Raw genomic sequence first — 16,818 nt, 5'->3', positions numbered from 1 at the left:
CGGGCGCATTGGCGCCCGCGATGATTTTTTGCAAAGCCGTGGAAATGATCTGCGGCCTTTCTCCAACGCCAGTGCCTGCAACAGCAGTCTGACTGGCCTGTATGGGTGAAACAGTGACGATCCAGAAAAATTGGCAAGAACTGATTCGGCCGAACAAGCTGCAGGTACAGCCCGGCAGCGATCCGACCCGTTTCGCGACCATCGTCGCCGAACCGCTCGAGCGCGGCTTCGGCCAGACGCTCGGCAACGCGCTACGCCGCATCCTGCTGTCCTCGCTCCAGGGCGCGGCAGTGCAGTCGGTGCACATCGACGGCGTGCTGCACGAGTTCTCCTCGATCGCGGGCGTCCGTGAGGACGTCACCGACATCGTGCTCAACATCAAGGACATCTCGATCAAGATGCAGGGCGAAGGCCCCAAGCGCATGGTCGTCAAGAAGTCCGGACCGGGCGTCGTCACCGCCGGCGACATCCAGACCGTGGGCGACGTCGTCGTGCTCAATCCCGACCTGCAGATCTGCACGCTCGATGAGGGCGCCGAGATCCGTATGGAGTTCACGGTCGCAACGGGCAAGGGCTACGTTCCCGCCGAGCGCAACCGCCCCGAGGACGCACCGATCGGCCTGATCCCGGTCGACAGCCTGTACTCGCCGGTCCGCAAGGTCTCCTACAAGGTCGAGAACACCCGCGAGGGCCAGATCCTCGACTACGACAAGCTGACCATGACGATCGAGACCAACGGCGCACTGACGCCGGATGATTCCGTGGCCTACGCGGCGCGCATCCTGCAGGATCAGCTCAACGTGTTCGTCAACTTCGAAGAGCCGCGCAAGGAAGTCGCCCAGGAGATCATCCCGGACCTCGCCTTCAACCCGGCCTTCCTCAAGAAGGTGGACGAGCTCGAGCTGTCGGTGCGCTCGGCCAATTGCTTGAAGAACGACAACATCGTCTACATCGGCGACCTCGTGCAGAAGAGCGAAGCGGAAATGCTCCGCACTCCGAACTTCGGCCGCAAGTCTCTGAACGAGATCAAGGAAGTGCTGGCCCAGATGGGTCTGCACCTCGGCATGGAAGTGCCGGGCTGGCCGCCGGAGAACATCGACGAGCTCGCCAAGCGCTTCGAGGATCACTACTGATCCGAACGACAACAGGCTGAGGCGCGAATTCATCGCGCCTTAGCGGGCGAACGCAGGCAGCCCACCTGAGCAACTGGTCCGACGAACCGTCGCGACGAATGAAATTCAAGGAATAGATAAATGCGTCACGGCAAGGTTCATCGCAAGCTCAACCGCACCGCTGAGCATCGCCGCGCGATGTTCGCCAACATGTGCGCCGCGCTGATCAAGCACGAGCAGATCGTCACCACGCTGCCGAAGGCGAAGGAATTGCGTCCGATCGTCGAGAAGCTGATTACCCTCGGCAAGAAGGGCGGGCTGGCCATGCGCCGTCAGGCCATCTCGGAGATGCGTGACAAGGATCAGGTCAGGAAGCTGTTCGACACGCTCGCGCCCCGCTACAAGGATCGCCAGGGTGGCTACACCCGCATCATCAAGGCCGGCTTCCGCTACGGCGACAACGCCCCGATGGCCGTGATCGAGTTTGTCGATCGTGATGTCGATGCCAAGGGCCTGGATTCCGGTCCGGTGCAGGAAAAGGAAGCCGAGGCGGCATAAGCCGACCGGCAGAGAGTTTTCAGAAAGCGGCGCCTTCGGGCGCCGCTTTTTTATTGGCCGTCCTGTTGGTTACGTCCCGCTCCTCACGCGTCGGTGAGTGCCGATTGCTATCGTGCCGGCAGCGCCCAATATCTCCGCAAGCATCAACGGAGATCACGCATGAACATCGACCTATCCGGAAAGACCGCCCTCGTCACCGGCTCGACTGCCGGCATCGGCCACGCCATCGCCAAGGGCCTTGCCGGCTCGGGTGCGAGCGTCGTGATCAACGGACGCGGCCAGGACAAGGTCGATGCGGCCGTGCGCAAGCTGGAAGGGGCGGGCGGAAAGGTCCGCGGCATCGCCGCCGACGTCTCGACCGCGGCGGGCTGCAAGGCGCTGGCCGCGGCGCTGCCAGACGTCGACATCCTCATCAACAATGCCGGCATCTTCGAGCCGAGGGACTTTTTCGACATTCCGGACGAGGACTGGAGCCGCTTTTTCGAGGTCAACGTGATGAGCGGCGTGCGTCTCTCGCGTGCGTATATGAAAGGCATGCTCAAGCGCAACTGGGGCCGAATCGTCTTCATCTCCTCGGAGTCCGGGCTCAACATTCCCGTCGAGATGATCCACTACGGCATGAGCAAGACGGCGCAGCTCTCGGTCGCGCGGGGCCTGGCGCAGCTCACACGGGGCACCGGCGTCACCGTCAATTCCGTGCTGCCGGGCCCGACAATGTCGGAGGGCGTCGAGACGTTCGTGAAGGATCTTGCCAAGCAGAACGGCCAGTCGGTCGATGAGGCCGCGGCCAATTTCGTCAAACAACATCGCCCAAGCTCGCTGCTCCAGCGCTTCGCCAGCGTCGATGAGATCGCCAACATGGTGGTGTATGCGGCTTCGAAGGAGGCCTCGGCGACCAACGGCGCGGCGTTGCGTGCGGAGGGCGGCATCATCAATACGATTGCCTGAGGCCTGCGGATGCCGGCCTATGTGATCTCCGAGGTCGAGGTACGCGACAGAGCCGCGATGGAAGCCTATCGCGAGCTGGCCGCAGCAACCATCGCGCAATATGGCGGCCGCTATCTCGTGCGCGGCGGCGCCGCCGAATTGGTGGAGGGCGGCCCGCCGCCCAAGACCATCATCATCGTGGAGTTCCCATCGATGGCGCGGGCGCAGGAATGGTATGCCTCGGCCGAGTACGCCGAGGCGCTGAAGCTGCGGCACACGGCGCTGGAGCGTCGGCTGCTGTTTGTCGAGGGCGTGGCACCGTAGACAAGCCCGGGCATGACGGAGTGAGTGGCCGCTACCACCCCTCCAGCACGATCTTGCCGCGCGACTTGCCACTCTCGAGCAGTGCATGCGCGCGCTTGAGGTTGGCCGCGTTGATGGTGCCGAAGGTCTGGTCGAGCGTCGTGCGCAAGACGCCCTTGTCGATGAGGTCGGCGACTTCGTTGAGCAGATGATGCTGCGCGATCATGTCGGCGGTTTGAAAGGAGGAGCGCGTGAACATCGATTCCCAATGCACCGAGATGGCCTTGCCCTTGAACGCGCTCACAGTGAATTCCGAGGGATCGTCGATCAGGCCGAATCTGGCCTGCGGCGCCATGAACTCGGCGATGCTCTTGTAGTGCTGGTCGGTGAATGTGAGGCTCGCCACCAGCGCGACGGGCGGCAGCTTAAGCTTCTCGACCTGCTCTTTCATCGGTTGGCCGTGGTCGATCACCGCATGCGCGCCGAGATCGAGGCACCATTTTTGCGACTCCGGCCGCGTCGCGGTCGCGAGCACCGTCAGCCCGGTGAGGCGGCGGGCGAGCTGGATCAGGATCGAGCCAACGCCGCCAGCGCCGCCCGTGATCAAGAGCGTGCGCGGATCGACACTCTTGCCGGGCACCGCACCGAGCCGATCGAACAACAGCTCCCAAGCGGTGATGGAGGTGAGGGGAAGGGCGGCGGCTTGCGCGAACGACAGGCTCTTCGGCTTGTTGCCGACGATGCGCTCGTCGACCAGGTGGAATTCGGAATTGGTACCCTGGCGCAGGATCGAGCCGGCGTAAAATACCTCGTCGCCTGGCTTGAACAGCGTGACGTCGGGACCGACGGCGTCGACAACGCCGGCCGCGTCATAGCCCAGAATCTTGGTCTCGCCCTCGGGCGGGGCTGCGCGCTTGCGCACCTTGTAATCGACCGGATTGGCCGAGATCGCCTTCACAGCCACGCGGATATCACGGCCCTTGGGTTCGGGCTTGGCGGTCTCGAAATCGAACAGCGCGTCCTGATCCTCGATCGGAAGCGACTTCCTGTAGCCGACGGCCTTCATGGCTTGTCTCCTTCAGATAGTGTTGCAGATGCCGGGTCCCGGGTTCGCGTTTTCGCGCGCCCCCGGGATGACAAGCGAGACCTAGAACGCGAACTGCGTCCGCATCGCGACCGCATCGAACTTCGAACCGACATCGGCGGTCGAGATCGGCGTGGCCTGCCTCGATACCGTGCCATGCAGATAGTCCAGCATGAAACGGACGTTGCCGTTGACATACCAGTTCAGCGCTGCCGTGTAGACGGTCTGCCGGCCGCCTGCGATGCCGGTTGCGGTCCCGAGTTGATCGTTGAGGTCGATCGTGGAGAAGCGTCCCGCGACCTCCCACGCGCCCCAGCCGCCGCCCTCGAGGGAGAACGGGTGTGCCGGCTTGACGCCGCCATAGGCCGCATTGGCCGCATTATAGCTGCGACCCTCGCCCGTCAGCACGTAGCCGGCTTGCGCATAGCCGCCCTGGAATTTGAGGCTTGGCGCACCCAGCGGCGGCAGGCCGGTATTGGCGCTGCGATCGATGTTGTACCAGAAATACTCGCCTTGCAGGATCAGCGGTCCATAGGTGGCGGCCGCTTCGACGCTGTAGACCTGCGCGCCGGAGGCATTGGCGATTGCGCCGGTCGTAGCCAGCGCCGTGGGATCGATGCGCAGTTCCGGACGATCGTTCAGCGTCACCGTCTGTGCACCCGTCACCAGATTGCGCGTCGGCTGGATCAGCCATTCGGCATTGCCGCCGAGATGGACCGAGTAGTCTTTGCCGCTGAGGACTTGGCCGGCGACACGCGCGACCGCGCCGTATTGTTCCGTGGTGCCGTTCGGCGCAACGCTCGACGCTGAGTGGATCGCACCGGTGGCGGGACCGGTGACATAGGCGCCAGCCCAGAACACGTCGTTGTACCAGCGCGTGCCGACCGCCGAACGGAAGTCGCCCGCAGCGATGCTCGTGGCGACGATCCCCGCCGAGGCGCGTTCCATGAACATGATGTCGTTGGAGCTCGTGGCCTCATCGAGGGTGTAGGGCAGGTCCATGATGCCGCCTTCGATGGCCATCTTGCCGCCGAACGGTTTCAGGCCGGTATAGCTGAGATAGGCGTTCTCGATGCCGGAGACGCCGCCGCCGGGCAGCGAACCCGGAGCTGCGCCGCCAAACCCGTCGGAGGAGCCGCCGAAGTCGTAGACCAGCGCGAAATTCCAGTCGTGGAAGAACTTGCCGGCGACACCGATGCGCGCGCGGCGGACGTTCTCGCCGCTGTCGAGCTTTTGCGGCACGGTCGCCGCCGTGTTGGGCCGATAGTCGTAGCCGCCGACATCCCAATGCACGCGGCTTGTGATCCCGACGCAGTTAGCCCCATCGGCAGTGCAGATGGTCGGTCGGTTGTTCGGCATTGTCACGACGACGCCGGATGCGGGCGCCGGTCCCTTGAGCGGGATCGCCGCGTTGGCGTTGGCGACGGCGGCCTTCGCTTCGGAACGCGCTTCGGCTTTCGCCTCCGCCTTCGCCTCAAGCCTGGCCTTCGCTGTGGCCGCGGTATTCGCGGCGGTCTGGCTCTGGAGCTTGTCGAGCTTCTGCTCCAGCATCTTCAGCTGCTGCTTCAGGAGCGCGATCTCCTGGTCGCTGCTGCTCGCCGATTGGGCCTGGGCCTGCGAGGCTGCCAGTGCGGCGGCGAGACCCATCGCCGTGGCTGCAATTCTTGTCCTGCTCACGTCATGACTCCATCGTTTGACGAACTTCCCCAAGTCGCTGGCGGAGAGCCTAGGTTTGATCGATGACTACCCCGCGACGCTGCGGCCGGTTGCGCGGTTCCCACTGGTGTAAATTCGCCGCAACCGAATCCGCCTTGCACCACCATGCAAGATGACGCACATCATGCCAATCCACAGCCCCGGCAAATTGCTATTTCGCACGCACAGCTTGCAGGCCGGACACGCCAAAGGGGGTCGAATATGCCGCCGGGCGCCCTTCTAATGGGGGGCGAACGCGCCTATATTCCGGCGTCTTTTCCAAGAGGTAGGAATGTTTCGATCGACCTGGACCGCCGTCGTCACGGCACTGTGCATAGCTTTTTCGGCCAACTTCAATCCGGCCGCCGCGCAGGACCGCCGTGTGCCGTCCTCGCCCGCCGAACTGCGGCTGTCCTATGCGCCGATCGTGCAGCGGGTGCAGCCGGCGGTTGTCAACGTCTACGCCGCCAAGGTGGTGCAGAACCGCAACCCGCTTCTCGACGACCCCATCTTCCGCCGCTTCTTCGGCGTGCCCGGCCAGCAGCAGGAGCAGGTGCAGCGCTCGCTCGGTTCGGGCGTGATCGTCGATGCGTCGGGGCTCGTTGTCACCAACGTCCACGTCATCGAAGGCGCCGACCAGGTCAAGGTGTCGCTGTCGGACAAGCGTGAGTTCGAGGCCGAGATCGTGTTGAAGGACTCTCGCAGCGATCTCGCGGTGCTGCGTCTGAAGGACACCAAGGAGAAGTTTCCGGCTCTCGAATTTACCAATTCGGACGAGCTGATGGTAGGCGACGTCGTGTTGGCGATCGGCAATCCCTTCGGCGTCGGCCAGACCGTGACTCACGGCATCATCTCGGCCTTGGCGCGCACGCAGGTCGGTATCACCGACTACCAGTTCTTCATCCAGACCGACGCGGCGATCAATCCTGGCAATTCCGGCGGCGCGTTGGTCGACATGAACGGCAGGCTCGCGGGCATCAACACCGCGATCTATTCGCGCTCCGGCGGCTCGCAGGGCATCGGCTTCGCGATCCCCGCCAACATGGTGCGCGTCGTCGTCGCCTCCGCCAAGGGCGGCGGCAAGGCGGTGAAGCGGCCCTGGCTCGGGGCGAAGTTGCAGGCGGTGACGCCGGAGATCGCCGAGAGTCTCGGCCTGCGTTCGCCCACCGGTGCGCTGGTCGCAAGCGTTGTCCCGAACGGGCCGGCGGCCAAGGCCGGGCTGAAATCCTCCGACCTGATCGTCTCGATCGACGGCCAGACCGTGGATGATCCCAACGCCTTCGACTATCGTTTCGCCACACGGCCGCTTGGCGGCTCGGCGCAGATCGACGTGCAGCGCGGTGGCAAGCCGATCAAGCTGACGGTGGCGCTGGACGCCGCGCCCGATGCCGGCCGCAACGAGCTCGTCATCACCGCGCGCTCGCCTCTCCAAGGTGCGAAGGTCTCGACCATCACCCCGGCGTTGGCCGACGAGCTGCATCTGGATGCCGACACCGAAGGCGTCGTGGTCACCGATCTCGGCGGCGACAGTGCGGCCGCGAATGTCGGCTTCCAGAAGGGCGACGTCATCCTGGCGGTCAACAACCAAAAGATCAGCAAGACCAGCGATCTCGAGAAGGCGGCGGCCGAGCGCCAGCGCATCTGGCGCATCACGCTAGTGCGTGGCGGCCAGCAGATCAACGTCACGCTGGGCGGATGAGTCCGAAGCGACCACAGGAGACGCCAACTCTCTTCGCCGCGGCGGGGCTCGATCACGAGGCTCCGCATCCGCTGCCGGATCGGCTGCGGCCGCGCGCGCTGTCGGAGGTCGTCGGCCAGGATCACATTCTGGGTCCCGACGGCGCGCTGACGCGCATGCTGGAAACGCGTACGCTGGGCTCACTGGTGTTCTGGGGCCCGCCCGGCACCGGCAAGACCACGGTGGCGCGGCTGCTCGCGGACGCCACCGATCTGCATTTCGAGCAGATCTCTGCGGTGTTCTCCGGGGTCGCCGATTTGAAGAAGGCCTTTGAGGCCGCGCGTGCACGCCGCGAGATGGGCAAGGGCACGCTGCTGTTCGTCGACGAGGTCCATCGCTTCAACCGCGCCCAGCAGGATTCGTTTCTGCCGGTCATGGAAGACGGCACGGTGGTGATGGTCGGCGCCACCACCGAAAACCCGTCCTTCGAACTCAACGCGGCGCTTTTGTCACGGGCGCGCGTGCTGGTGTTTCGCTCGCTCGACGCGGCCGCGATCGAAAAGCTGTTTGCGCATGCCGAGGAGGTCGAGGGCCGCAAGCTGCCGCTCGACGAGGAAGCGCGCGCCGTGCTGGTGCGCATGGCCGATGGCGACGGCCGCGCGTCGCTGACGCTCGTCGAGGAAGTCTGGCGCGCCGCGCGCAAGGACGAGATTTTCGACGCCGCGCAGTTGCAGGAGATATTGCAGCGCCGGGCGCCGATCTACGACAAGTCGGCCGACGGCCATTACAATTTGATCTCGGCGCTGCATAAGTCGGTACGGGGCTCCGATCCCGATGCCGCGCTGTATTATCTCGCGCGCATGCTCGATGCCGGCGAGGACCCTCTGTTCCTGGCCCGCCGCGTCGTGCGCATGGCAGTCGAGGATATCGGGCTTGCCGATCCGCAGGCGCTGGCCATCGCCAACGCGGCCAAGGACGCTTTCGACTTCCTCGGTCATCCCGAGGGCGAGCTCGCGATCGCGCAGGCGGTGGTCTATCTCGCCACCGCACCGAAATCGAACGCCGTCTACACCGCCTTCGGCAAGGCGATGCAGGTCGCAAAGCAGGCCGGCTCGCTGCTGCCGCCGAAACACATCCTCAACTCGCCGACCAAGCTGATGAAGTCGGAAGGCTACGGCGCATCTTACGAATACGACCACGACACGCCCGACGCCTTCTCCGGCCAGGATTATTTCCCGGAAGCCCTGGGCCGCCAGACCTTCTACGACCCGCCCGAGCGGGGGTTCGAGCGGGAGATCCGCAAGCGGCTGGATTATTGGGCGAAGTTGCGGAAGGAGCGGGGTGGGAAGTAGGTTCTGCGTCGCTGAGAAGGCGCTTGCGTTTACGTGTCAAAAATGACACATAAGCGCAGCCGAATGATCGATCGCACGAAGAAGCTTCCCGCGAGATTCTACGTCAGCTCGACAGGTCGAAATCCTGTTCGCGAGTGGATATTGGATTTGCCTTCTGAAGATCGAAAAACTGTCGGGAAGGATATTCAGAAAGTCGAATTCGGTTGGCCGATCGGACGCCCGCATTGTGCCCCGCTGGGGGATGGATTGTGGGAGGTTCGAAGTGATCTCGACAGCAACCGGATTGCGCGAGTGATCTTCTGTTTGGAAGACGGTCAGATGATCCTGCTCCACGGCTTTATCAAGAAAACGCAGAAAGCGCCAAAGCGGGATATTGATCTTGCGCTGAAGCGCAGGCGAGAGGTGACGTGATGACGAAAAGCAAAGCGCACGTGAGCAAAGAAACGTTCGACGAGTTTCTTACCGAGCAAGGTATACTTGGGACTTGTGAGGAGCGTGCTCTCAAGGAGCTTATCGCTGAGCAATTGACGGAGGCGATGAAGACGCAGGGAATCACGAAGACGGCGATGGCCGCACGCATGAGGACCAGTCGTCGTCAGCTCGATCGGCTCCTTGATCCCGCGACCCCCTCGGTGACGCTGGATACACTGCAACGCGCCGCAAGTGCGGTTGGCCGTACACTACGAGTCGAATTGGTATGACTTCGCTCGTGCCAGGCGCCGTCCTGATGAACCTGCAACAGCAATATGACCTGCGGCTGGCGGAGAACGAGATGGGCGCGGAAGTCGCGTCACTGCCTCGGCGCGCCGATACACAGTTGACACCAAAGCTTGGAAAAACCGCATGAGCCGCCGCATCAAGAGAATGAACCCGAAACCTCGCGAGCGCGATGAGCGCAAGGAGGCGCGTCCGTTCAAGGCGCGCAGCGCGAAGCCTGCTGGGCTGCGGCCTGGCGGCAAGCCGGGCACGAAGCCGCCGCGCTTTGCGAGCGAGCGCGTTGACCGGCGCGCGCCCAAAGCCGAACCGGAAAAGGGTGCACCGGCAAAGCCCGTCGAGGCATTGCTGCCGACCAAGGTGCAGACCGTCAAGGTGACGGCCGACGAGAACAACATGCGCGTCGATCGCTTCCTTGAAGCGCACTTTCCCGGCCTGTCGTTCTCCCACATCCAGCGGGTGGTTCGTAAAGGCGAGCTGCGCGTCGACGGCAAGCGCGTCGACAGCAAGGACCGCCTGGAGGAGGGCCAGAGCGTCCGCATTCCGCCGCTGAAGCTCGACACGCCGAAGGCACCCAACCCGCAGTCGGAGGCGGCGCAAAAGACGCTTGCCGCGCTGAAGGAGATGACAATCTACGAGGACGACGACGTTCTCGTGCTGAACAAGCCGGCCGGACTTGCCGTGCAGGGCGGCTCTGGCATGACGCGACACATTGACCAGATGCTGGAGGTGATGCGCGATTCCAAGGGCCAGAAGCCGCGCCTCGTACACCGCATCGACAGGGAGACGTCGGGCTGTCTCCTAGTCGCCAAGACTCGCTTTGCCGCCTCGCATCTGACCGGCGCCTTCCGTTCGCGGTCGGCGCGAAAGACCTATTGGGCGCTGGTGCCGGGGCTGCCGAAGCCGAAGCAGGGCCGCATCTCGACCTTCCTTGCCAAGGAGGAGAGCGAGGACGACACCATCATGCGCATCGCCCAGCATGGCGATGAGGGCGCAAGCCACGCGGTGACATATTATGCGGTGGTCGAGACCGCCGGCAACAAGCTGACCTGGGTGTCGCTGAAGCCGGTGACGGGGCGCACCCACCAGCTGCGCGCCCACATGGAACATATCGGCCACCCCATCGTCGGTGATCCCAAATATTTCAACATCGAGAACTGGCAACTGCCGGGCGGCCTGCAAAACCGGCTGCACCTGTTGGCGCGCCGCATCGTCATCCCGCATCCCCGCGGCGGCTTCATTGATGCCACCGCGCCGCTGCCGCAGCACATGCAGCAGTCATGGAACCTGCTCGGGCTCGATGCGAGCCGGTTTGATCCGATCGAGAACGCGCCGGAGGAGTAGTTGAGTTTGCTATTGGGTTGCTTCGCTGCGCCCCGAATCATGAAACCCGCTCAATTCCGAAACTGCTCCAGAAACATCCGCAGGCTATCGTGCGGGCTCTCGACATCCGTGATCAACCAGCCCTCGGGTCCGCTGACCAGGATGAAGTTCAGAGTCACCGGCCGGCCGCGATTGTCGAAACTCGCCGCGACATAGGTCTTGTCGTATTGCCTGCGAACGACCGCGATCGCGACGGGGCCGAGCTTCCAGCTCGGGCTCTGCACCAGGAAATCGTAGGGCTCGACCCGCGGCGCGGACCACACCTTGCACAAGGAGGGGTCGAAGAATTGCCGGGCGGTGGCGCCATCCCGCGGCAGGCCTTTTGAGAGCTCCGGCGCGCCCTGGCCGTAATGAGCGTAGACGTTGCGGACCACCGATTCCGGAGCCCGAAAGCCGGCCTGCGCCGCGGCCGGCCAAAACCCGGCAAGGAGAGCCGCAATGCCTGCAAGTTCCCTCATACCTGCCGCTCGCTTTATCGGTCGTCGCTCTTACCTTACAAGCCTAGCATTGAGTGATCAGGGCCGAAAACCAGATGCGCGAATTGTTCGATGAAGCTGCGGGGCGATCCCCGCTTGATCCGCAGGAGTTGGTCCGCCAGGCTTCGCGCGTGCCGTTGCGCAAGCGCTTCTACAAGGAGGTGGGGGTCGCTGAGGCTGAGGGCGGCTTTGCCATCACGCTTGACGGCAAGGCGATCCGCACGCCGTCCGGCCGCCAGGTGATCATCCCTGCGCGCGTGCTAGCCGACGCAGTGGCTGCCGAGTGGGCGGATCAGAAAGAGACGATCAATCCCATGACCATGCCGCTGACGCGGATCGCCAATAGCGTGGTCGAGGGCGTCGTCGACCGCGTCGATCTCGTCAGCGACGACCTCGCAAAGTATCTCCAGTCCGATCTGCTGTTCTATCGCGCCGGCCATCCCGAGGGGCTCCTCGCCCGCGAGGCCGCGCATTGGGATCCCGTGTTGTTTTGGGCCGCGGAGACGCTGGGAGCGCATTTCATCCTGTCCGAAGGCGTCATGCCTGTGACGCAGCCGGAGGCGGCCGTCCAGGCCGCGCGTGCGGCGCTGCCGGGGGATGCCTGGTCGGTCGCCGCCCTCCATGTGATCACCACCCTGACCGGCTCGGCCCTGCTGGCGCTGGCGCTGGCCCATGGCGTGCGCGATGCCAGCCAGGTCTGGGCGGCGGCTTATGTCGATGAGGACTGGAATGACGAGAAATGGGGAGTCGACGAGGAAGCCGCCGGCCGCCGCGCCGCCCGCCTCAGGGACTTTCAGGCCGCCGTGACGGTTTTGGCCGCTGTGAACCCGCCCGCGGCCAAAGGTCCTTAACGAGAGGTTTACGAGGGCGGCCTTAGGGTAGGGCCTACGCTCCCCGGGCCCTCGCCATGCCGACGCCGATAAGCTTGATCGTTCCCGTCAGTGCCGCCAGCTCTGTTGCTGACGCGGTGACGCCCGATCTTGTGCTGCAGGCCGGCAGCGTGGTGGACGCCAGAGTGGTCAGCGTGCTCGCCGGCAATCTGGTTCGGATCGCGATCGCCAACCTCTCGATGGATGTGATGTCCGAGGTGTTGCTGACACCAGGACAAAATCTCCAGCTTGCGGTATCGCAGAACGGCGGCACCATCCGGCTCGCCGTCATGGGCGCGGCAGGCGAGGCGACCGCCGATCAGGTCACGCTGACGCCGGCTGCGGCCTCGCTGGTTGACAGCCCACCGATTGCTCCGTCGGCGAGCGCGCGACGCAACGTGCTGACGCCATCGGAGCAGGTCGCCGTTACCGCAGCTTCGGCCGAGGCGGTCACAAAGCAGGCCAGCCAGGCGCCGCTGTTCGCCAATCTGGCCGCGGTCGTCACCGGCAGCGATCTTCCGGCGGGGCTGAAGCAGGCGATCCTGGGCGTGCTGGCGCAGCAGACGCCGCTCAACACCGGGCTCGATGGCGGCGACATTGAATCCGCATTCCAAAAATCCGGCCTATTCCTCGAGGCCTCGCTCGCCGAGGGCCCGACGCCGTCCTCCGGCACGATGCCGGACCTGAAGGCGGCATTGCTGGTGCTGCGCCAAACGCTGACGACGCTCGAGGCGATCGCGCCACAGGCGCAAGGTGCCGCCCTTCCGGCTGGTACTGTGGCGACACCGCAGCTCGTCGCCGCGGAGACGCAGGCCGCATTGTCCGCACCCGAACCCGAGATCGCCCAATCACCGCAAATGCCGCGCAGCGTCAATCTTGCAGCCTCTGTGTTGGCGGACATTGCTGGCGGTGCTCCGCAGGCTGCGGTGCCGCGGGCCATGACCGCAGGCCTTGCCGCGAGCCTCCTGCAAGAGATCACGCAAAGCCTGCCGCGAATGACGGGAAACGTGCCGGGCTCGAACAAGGCCGTACCCGACGGACATATTTTCGAAGCCGCCGCGCGCGCGACGCCACCACCGGTTCGCGGCGCGCTGCCGTCGCCGCAATTCATTGCCTCGCCGTCACTCGTACCGGATACGCCGCTCGCTGCGACCGTGCATCGCCTGCTCGATGACACCGATGCCGCTCTCGCGCGCCAGACGTTGCTCCAGGTTGCTTCGCTCCCCGATCGCACCGACGCCAGCGGTCACAGGATCGATCCGAGCGTGCCGCAGTGGAATTTCGAGATTCCATTCGCAACGCCGCAGGGCACGGCAATGGCGCAGTTCGAGATCTCGCGCGACGGCGGCAATGAATCCGCCGATCCCGCCAGGCGCGCCTGGCGCGCGCGCTTCTCGCTGAATGTCGAGCCGGCCGGCCCCGTGCACGCTTTGATTACGCTCAACGGTGACAAGACCTTCGTGCGGATGTGGGCGGAGCGGCCGACGACCGCACAGCAGCTTCGCGCCGGAATCGGCGAGCTCAACCAGGCCCTGACCAGGGCCGAGCTCAAGCCCGGCGACATCCTGGTCCGCGATGGCACCCCGCCACAGCCCGCACCGGCCCGCGCCGGTCACTTTCTGGATCGCGCCACATGAGCGACCCGTCGAAGCTTGCGATTGCGCTGCATTACGAGAAGGGCAGCAACGCGCCGGTCGTCGTCGCCAAGGGCAAGGGCACGATCGGCGAAAAGATCGTCGAGATCGCCAAGGCCAATGACATCCCGATCGAGGAGAACGAGATCCTGGCCGGTGCTCTCTCCAAGGTCGAGCTCGGCGAGGAGATTCCGCCCGACCTCTACAAGGCCGTCGCCGAAGTGCTGGTGTTCGTGCTGCGGCTGTCGGGCAGGCGGTAGCTGTCATCGTTTCACCACGATAGCGGCTGCATGGTCGCGGCCATCTTCATCGCGTAACGGACATCGCCAGTGCTTACCCGCCGTTCCACTCTCGGCCTTCTCGTCGCAGCTGCCGCTTTGCCAGCGCGTGCATTCGCCCATGTCGCGCCGCCGCGCAACGAGATCCGTGACAGCCTCGCAAAGCGCTTCACCGACCTTAACACGGCCGGGACGTTCGTCGGCTACAAGGTCGAGGACTATCTGGTCGTTGCGAGCGACAAGGAACGTTCGGGCGAGGCGAAGCTGCCGGCTTCGACCTTCAAGATTCCGAACTCGTTGATTGCGCTCGAAACCGGCGTGGTCACTGACCCCGACAAGGACGTATTTCCCTGGGACGGCGTGAAGCGGCCGATCGAGGCCTGGAACAAGGACCACACGCTGCGCAGCGCGATTCTCGTGAGCGCGGTGCCGGTCTATCAGGAGATCGCGCGCCGGATCGGGCAAGAGCGCATGCAAAAATACGTCGATCTGTTCGACTATGGCAATCGCGACATCGGCGGCGGCATCGACCAGTTCTGGCTCACCGGCGCCTTGCGCATCGATCCGGTCGAGCAGGTCGATTTCATCGACCGGCTGCGCCGCCGCGCACTGCCGATCTCGAAACGCAGCCAGGATCTCGTCGCTGACATCCTGCCGGTGACCAAGGTCGGCGATAGCGTCATTCGCGCCAAGTCCGGGCTGCTTGGCGCCGACCGCGGCGAGCCATCGCTTGGCTGGATGGTGGGCTGGGCCGAGAAGGGCGAAGCGCACACCGTGTTCGCGCTCAACATGGACTGCAAGGAGCCGCGCCTGGTCGGAGAGCGCATGCCGCTGACGCAAGCCTGCCTTGCCGAGATCGGCGCTATCTAGCGATACCGCGCTGGCGCCGCTCGACTAGCATCCCCCGGGTCAAGAAAAACCGGGAGGAGAACATGAACTCAACGCCACTCTGGCTGCCGTCGCTCACGCTTGCCGCCGCAGGCGGCTGGCTCGCCGCCACGATGTTTGCCGGTCCCGTCACCAGCAGGGAGCCGCGCTTTCCTCAGCTCACCATGGACCAGCTCGACGCCAAGCAGAAGCCGCTCGGCGAGCAGATCATGAAGGTCTCGAGCGTCGGCATCGGCGGTCCCTACAATCCGATGATCCGCAGCCCGGTGCTCGGCCAGCGCCTGTTCGACCTGTTCCATTATCTGCGCTGGGAAACCTCGGTCCCGACAAAACTCAACGAGTTCGCCATCCTGATCATCGGGCGGCAATAGCGCTCGCAGGTCGAGTGGTACGCCCATGCGCCGCTCGCGGCGAAGGCGGGCCTGTCGCCCGACATCATCGCGGAGCTGAAGGCCAATAAGCGGCCTGCGAACATGGCCGAGGAGGAGGCCGTCGTCTACGACTTCGTCACCGAGCTCACCACGACGAAGAAGGTCGGCGACGAAACCTATGCGCGCGCGAAGAAGGTCTTCAACGACCAGCAGATCGTCGACCTCACCGCGCTCGCCGGCAATTACGTGATGGTCGCGATGTTGCTCGCAATGGCGGAGGAGACCGTGCCGCCGGACAAGCAGGAGCCGTTCAAGCCGGGCGAGCCGTAGCGGAGGCAGTTTTGTTGTGGCCATCCATCGAGACGCCCGCTTCGCAGGCTCCTCAGGATGAGGACTTGTTTGCGGTAAGAAGACAGACCCTCATTGTGGGGAGCCCGCAAAGCGGGCGTCTCGAACCATGCAGGCCGAGATGCTTCTCAACCCAGCTTGAACAGCGCCTGCAAAAACTCCTCAACGGCCTTGCGCGACTCGGCGGCAGTCGTTGGACTGCCGCCGACATGCGGATTGAGCTCGACGCAAGCGTCCTGGTAGGTGAACGGCGCTTTCGTATCGGCGTTCATCAGCACGCCGCCGTCGCCTTCGCGGATCTGGCAGTTGCGCACGGTCTGCGCGCCCGTGGACACGGCAACCGTATTGACGCCGAGCAGCCCACTGTCGAAGCCGTGCGCGCTGTCGGGGTATTCGGTCAGCACCACGTCGCGGCCGGCCGTCTTGAGTCGCTCGACGAAAGCCTTGCAGCTCTTCACGGGATTGTAGTCGTCGGGCGTGCCGTGGAAGATGCGGATCGGGCGCGCGGCGATGTCCGTGTCGTTCTGATAGGTCGTGGAGCAGTCGGGATAGAAGGGAATGTAGGCGGCGAACTGGATGCCGGACTTGTTCCATAGCTTGTGGAAGCGGTCGAGACTCGCATAGAGCGTCGCCTGTCCGCCGCGTGAAAAGCCCATCAGCACGATGCGATCAGGATCGACGCGGGGATGCTTTGCAAGGATCTCCAGCGAGCGGTAGATGTCGATGACGAGGTTGAGCCTGCCGAGCAGGGCTTGGTTCGGCCCCACCACCGTCAGCCCGCGGCCGGTAAAGCCGTCGATGACGAGGGTCGAGATGCCCATGGCGTTGAACGCGTGCACCCAGGCGTCGGTCGTTGCGCCGACGCCGCTCGAGCCGTGCATCAGCACCACGACGGGGAGTTTTCCGCTGCCTTGCGCCACGCGCAGTTCGCCGGCGACTGTCACCGGCTTTCCGGCCGCGGCGTCGCCGCTGAGGAATTGCTGGTCGGAGAGGGTGAGCGAGGAGATCGGGTAGATCTCGGCGCGGGTGGCGACTTCCCTGGGAAGCGATTGCGCGTTGGCGCCTATGCCGGCGAACAGCGTTGAAATGCAGAGCGCCATGGCGACGCGGAATGCTGTCGGCATCGGATCCTCCCCGTGATTTTCAGT

The 16,818-nt window shown here is 64.5% G+C and carries 20 protein-coding genes; 16 read left to right on the top strand and 4 right to left on the bottom strand.

All coding sequences use genetic code 11. The features are described 5' to 3' along the window. The first annotated feature begins 101 nt into the window (after positions 1–101). From IVB50_RS20550 to IVB50_RS20535, 4 genes are all read left to right on the top strand, one after another. Positions 102–1,133 (top strand): DNA-directed RNA polymerase subunit alpha, encoded by a 1,032-nt coding sequence (locus tag IVB50_RS20550; protein ID WP_007603046.1) that lies wholly within the window; start codon positions 102–104, stop codon positions 1,131–1,133. A gap of 120 nt (positions 1,134–1,253) precedes the next feature. Continuing rightward, on the top strand, positions 1,254–1,670 hold the full coding sequence (gene rplQ / locus IVB50_RS20545) for a 50S ribosomal protein L17 (RefSeq protein ID WP_018456461.1): 417 nt from the start codon (positions 1,254–1,256) through the stop codon (positions 1,668–1,670). A gap of 159 nt (positions 1,671–1,829) precedes the next feature. Continuing rightward, positions 1,830–2,618 (top strand): SDR family oxidoreductase, encoded by a 789-nt coding sequence (locus IVB50_RS20540; protein WP_247297052.1) that lies wholly within the window; start codon positions 1,830–1,832, stop codon positions 2,616–2,618. 9 nt (positions 2,619–2,627) lie between these two features. Beyond that, the gene (locus IVB50_RS20535; protein ID WP_204511511.1) at positions 2,628–2,921 is read left to right on the top strand and encodes a DUF1330 domain-containing protein; all 294 of its coding nucleotides are present in this window, start codon (positions 2,628–2,630) and stop codon (positions 2,919–2,921) included. 31 nt (positions 2,922–2,952) lie between these two features. Here the strand turns inward: IVB50_RS20535 and IVB50_RS20530 are convergent, their stop codons facing one another. Both IVB50_RS20530 and IVB50_RS20525 read right to left on the bottom strand, forming a co-directional pair. Then, a complete protein-coding gene (locus tag IVB50_RS20530) occupies positions 2,953–3,966 on the bottom strand; it encodes a zinc-binding alcohol dehydrogenase family protein (protein WP_247297051.1) in 1,014 nt (337 codons plus the stop codon). 81 nt (positions 3,967–4,047) lie between these two features. Then, positions 4,048–5,661, bottom strand: a complete 1,614-nt coding sequence (locus IVB50_RS20525) for an OprO/OprP family phosphate-selective porin (RefSeq protein ID WP_247297049.1) — start codon at positions 5,659–5,661, stop codon at positions 4,048–4,050. Between the two features lie 310 nt (positions 5,662–5,971). Between IVB50_RS20525 and IVB50_RS20520 the strand changes: the two genes are divergently transcribed. The 6 genes from IVB50_RS20520 to IVB50_RS20495 all read left to right on the top strand — a co-directional run bounded on the left by IVB50_RS20520 (position 5,972) and on the right by IVB50_RS20495 (position 10,767). Beyond that, positions 5,972–7,378, top strand: a complete 1,407-nt coding sequence (locus IVB50_RS20520) for a DegQ family serine endoprotease (protein WP_018456466.1) — start codon at positions 5,972–5,974, stop codon at positions 7,376–7,378. Next, positions 7,375–8,709, top strand: a complete 1,335-nt coding sequence (locus IVB50_RS20515) for a replication-associated recombination protein A (RefSeq protein ID WP_018456467.1) — start codon at positions 7,375–7,377, stop codon at positions 8,707–8,709. Before IVB50_RS20520 ends, IVB50_RS20515 begins: the two co-directional genes overlap by 4 nt. A gap of 63 nt (positions 8,710–8,772) precedes the next feature. Beyond that, positions 8,773–9,120 (top strand): type II toxin-antitoxin system RelE/ParE family toxin, encoded by a 348-nt coding sequence (locus IVB50_RS20510; protein WP_018456468.1) that lies wholly within the window; start codon positions 8,773–8,775, stop codon positions 9,118–9,120. Next, complete coding sequence (locus IVB50_RS20505; RefSeq protein ID WP_018456469.1) at positions 9,120–9,410, top strand: helix-turn-helix domain-containing protein; 291 nt, start codon at positions 9,120–9,122, stop codon at positions 9,408–9,410. Before IVB50_RS20510 ends, IVB50_RS20505 begins: the two co-directional genes overlap by 1 nt. Beyond that, complete coding sequence (locus IVB50_RS20500) at positions 9,407–9,556, top strand: hypothetical protein (protein WP_018456470.1); 150 nt, start codon at positions 9,407–9,409, stop codon at positions 9,554–9,556. Before IVB50_RS20505 ends, IVB50_RS20500 begins: the two co-directional genes overlap by 4 nt. Further along, complete coding sequence (locus tag IVB50_RS20495) at positions 9,553–10,767, top strand: RluA family pseudouridine synthase (RefSeq protein WP_018456471.1); 1,215 nt, start codon at positions 9,553–9,555, stop codon at positions 10,765–10,767. Before IVB50_RS20500 ends, IVB50_RS20495 begins: the two co-directional genes overlap by 4 nt. A 50-nt stretch (positions 10,768–10,817) precedes the next feature. On the opposite strand, the gene IVB50_RS20490 is transcribed toward IVB50_RS20495, so the two are convergent. Beyond that, entirely contained in the window at positions 10,818–11,264 is a 447-nt protein-coding gene (locus tag IVB50_RS20490; RefSeq protein WP_018456472.1) for a hypothetical protein, read from the bottom strand. A 74-nt stretch (positions 11,265–11,338) separates the two neighbouring features. Here IVB50_RS20490 and IVB50_RS20485 point away from each other — a divergent pair, with 74 nt between their 5' ends. The 6 genes from IVB50_RS20485 to IVB50_RS20460 all read left to right on the top strand — a co-directional run bounded on the left by IVB50_RS20485 (position 11,339) and on the right by IVB50_RS20460 (position 15,652). Continuing rightward, positions 11,339–12,133, top strand: a complete 795-nt coding sequence (locus IVB50_RS20485) for an ATP12 family protein (RefSeq protein ID WP_026233184.1) — start codon at positions 11,339–11,341, stop codon at positions 12,131–12,133. A 56-nt stretch (positions 12,134–12,189) separates the two neighbouring features. After that, on the top strand, positions 12,190–13,788 hold the full coding sequence (locus IVB50_RS20480) for a flagellar hook-length control protein FliK (protein WP_026233185.1): 1,599 nt from the start codon (positions 12,190–12,192) through the stop codon (positions 13,786–13,788). Further along, a complete protein-coding gene (locus IVB50_RS20475) occupies positions 13,785–14,045 on the top strand; it encodes an EscU/YscU/HrcU family type III secretion system export apparatus switch protein (protein WP_007603059.1) in 261 nt (86 codons plus the stop codon). The genes IVB50_RS20480 and IVB50_RS20475 overlap by 4 nt, the downstream gene beginning before the upstream one ends. A gap of 69 nt (positions 14,046–14,114) precedes the next feature. Further along, complete coding sequence (gene blaOXA, locus IVB50_RS20470) at positions 14,115–14,933, top strand: class D beta-lactamase (protein WP_026233186.1); 819 nt, start codon at positions 14,115–14,117, stop codon at positions 14,931–14,933. A 62-nt stretch (positions 14,934–14,995) separates the two neighbouring features. Continuing rightward, positions 14,996–15,322: a hypothetical protein gene (locus IVB50_RS20465; RefSeq protein WP_018456476.1), complete on the top strand. Its 327-nt coding sequence runs from the start codon at positions 14,996–14,998 to the stop codon at positions 15,320–15,322. A gap of 102 nt (positions 15,323–15,424) precedes the next feature. Continuing rightward, positions 15,425–15,652: a hypothetical protein gene (locus IVB50_RS20460; protein WP_018456477.1), complete on the top strand. Its 228-nt coding sequence runs from the start codon at positions 15,425–15,427 to the stop codon at positions 15,650–15,652. A 146-nt stretch (positions 15,653–15,798) separates the two neighbouring features. On the opposite strand, the gene IVB50_RS20455 is transcribed toward IVB50_RS20460, so the two are convergent. Beyond that, the gene (locus tag IVB50_RS20455; protein WP_018456478.1) at positions 15,799–16,794 is read right to left on the bottom strand and encodes a dienelactone hydrolase family protein; all 996 of its coding nucleotides are present in this window, start codon (positions 16,792–16,794) and stop codon (positions 15,799–15,801) included. Positions 16,795–16,818: the final 24 nt, after the last annotated feature.

Origin of the sequence: Bradyrhizobium sp. 87 (assembly GCF_023073015.1) — a bacterium.
Classification (GTDB): Bacteria; Pseudomonadota; Alphaproteobacteria; order Rhizobiales; family Xanthobacteraceae; genus Bradyrhizobium; species Bradyrhizobium canariense_D.
Note: the sequence above shows the minus strand (reverse complement) of the source record. Positions and strands in the feature narration are given on the sequence as shown.